A 1,206-nucleotide genomic window follows, 5' to 3' on the forward strand; every position below is an offset into this window, starting at 1 on the left:
ACAGCGCTTCGCCCCCGACGATTACCGACAGATGGAGGCAGTGCGCCACCTGATGTCTCCTTCTACAGGAGCAGCACAATGAACGGATGCAATTTTTGCGACAAGAAAGGCTTGCTGATCTATCCGGTCCGCTATGCCGTGGCCAGTCCTTATGGTGCGGCGGGCGGCCGGGACGCTATGCCAAAAAGCAGCGGGAGCAGAAGAAAAAGTATGGTGAGGATCAGGCCGCTCGCCAGCAGGCTGCTGAAGACGAGGCATGGCATGACTTGACGCATGACAATGGCAAGACGACGCTGGACATGAAACGGCTTGAAGAGTTTCCGGCGCTCTACGAAGCCACGCTCAAGGAATTCGAACCGCGCTTTCTGCAACTGGTGATGGCACATCTTGGTTGGCTCACGAGCCAGCCTGATTGCATCGCTTTAAGCGCTTCAGGCCGTCACGACAAGCAGACCATCACTGCCCGTCCTCGGACTGCTCCTTCTTGATCTCGGCAAACTTGGCCGCCATGGTCGGATTGCCTCGGGTCAAGCGCTTGATGGTGACATCCTGCGCCTTGTCATTGGCCAGGCGCAGGTTGCGGTCGGTGCCGAGCAAGGCTTCCTTGGTCTTCTGCAAGTGGTCGATGGACTTGTCGATCTCATCGATGGCGGTCTGGAAACGGCGCGAAGCCAGGTCATAGTTCTTGGCGAAGGCCGCCTTGAAGGTGTCGAGCTCGGATTCGAAGTTGGTGATGTCGATGTTCTGCGCCTTCACCAGCGCCAGTTCGGTCTTGTATTTCAGGGAATTGAGCGCGGCATTCCTCAGCAGCGTAATGATGGGAATGAAGAACTGCGGACGCACCACGTACATCTTGGGATAACGATGGAATACATCGACGATGCCGGTGTTGTACAGCTCGCTGTCCGGCTCCAGCATCGACACCAGCACGGCGTATTCGCAGCCTTTCTCCTGGCGGTCCTTGTCCAGTTCCTTGAGGAAGTCTTCGTTGCGATTCTTGGTGGCGGTGTGATCGTTCTCGTTCTTCATCTCGAACATGATGGAGACGATCTCGGTGCCGGCTTCATCCGTATCGCGGAAGATGTAATCGCCCTTGCTGCCGCTGCGCGCATCGTTGTCCTTCTCGAAGTAGGCGCGCGGGAAGGCGGTGGCGCGGATGCGGTTGAACTCGGTCTCGCAGTGCTGCTCCAGAGTTTCACCGACCAT

Annotated in this window: 3 protein-coding genes; 2 read left to right on the top strand and 1 reads right to left on the bottom strand. The window is 57.3% G+C overall.

What is annotated here, in order from left to right; all coding sequences use genetic code 11:
- The first annotated feature begins 78 nt into the window (after positions 1 to 78).
- Positions 79 to 270 (top strand): toxin VasX, encoded by a 192-nt coding sequence (locus tag I5W_RS34205; protein ID WP_374702130.1) that lies wholly within the window; start codon positions 79 to 81, stop codon positions 268 to 270.
- Positions 267 to 488 (top strand): hypothetical protein, encoded by a 222-nt coding sequence (locus I5W_RS34210; RefSeq protein WP_374702129.1) that lies wholly within the window; start codon positions 267 to 269, stop codon positions 486 to 488. The genes I5W_RS34205 and I5W_RS34210 overlap by 4 nt, the downstream gene beginning before the upstream one ends.
- Here I5W_RS34210 and I5W_RS09240 read toward each other — a convergent pair.
- Positions 457 to 1,206, bottom strand: a 750-nt coding sequence (locus I5W_RS09240; protein WP_044529000.1) for a DUF2130 domain-containing protein, incomplete at its 5' end; no start/stop codon positions are given. The genes I5W_RS34210 and I5W_RS09240 overlap by 32 nt on opposite strands.

It is taken from the genome of Herbaspirillum sp. B65 (genome assembly GCF_000333555.1).
Taxonomy (GTDB): domain Bacteria; phylum Pseudomonadota; class Gammaproteobacteria; order Burkholderiales; family Burkholderiaceae_D; genus Herbaspirillum; species Herbaspirillum rubrisubalbicans.